At 37.6% G+C, this 556-nt stretch carries 1 protein-coding gene; it reads left to right on the top strand.

The features are described 5' to 3' along the window. Nucleotides 1-105 precede the first annotated feature (105 nt). A partial coding sequence (locus tag AC27IT_RS28010; protein ID WP_487092294.1) for a YdeI/OmpD-associated family protein occupies nucleotides 106-556 on the top strand: 451 nt, incomplete at its 3' end.

Raw genomic sequence — 556 nt, 5'->3', positions numbered from 1 at the left:
TTTGCCCTTGATATCGTGATCTCTTCTGTATTCGTATCGAAAATCGATTTTCTGTAAATATTTATACATAAACATGATGAGCAAAAACATAAGGGGGGAGCTAACATGACAAATAGAGAGGAAATGAATCCTAAGGTTGATGTGTATTTAGGAAAAGTGAACAAATGGAAGGCGGAAATGGAGAAGTTGAGAGCAATCATGCTTGACTGCCAGCTCACTGAAGAACTGAAGTGGGGTAAACCTTGTTACATGTTTCAGAATAGTAACATAGCTATAATACAAGGCTTTAAAGAACACTGTGCGCTTATGTTTTTCAAAGGTGCTTTGTTAAAAGACCCCAATGGTATTCTAATCAAACCTGGGGAGGATACGCAGGCGGGGCGCCAGATTCGGTTCACGAATGTTGAAGAAATTGTTGAGATGGAAACCATCTTGAAAGCCTATATAATTGAAGCCGTTGAAGTGGAAAAAGCCGGTTTAAAAGTGGATTTTAAAAAGAATACAGAACTTATTTTTCCTGAAGAATTCCAAGCTAAATTAGATGAAAATCCTGCTT

It is taken from the genome of Brevibacillus sp. YAE8 (assembly GCF_057543335.1).
The sequence above is the reverse complement of the archived record's forward strand: the minus strand, read 5'-3'. Positions and strand labels throughout refer to the sequence as shown.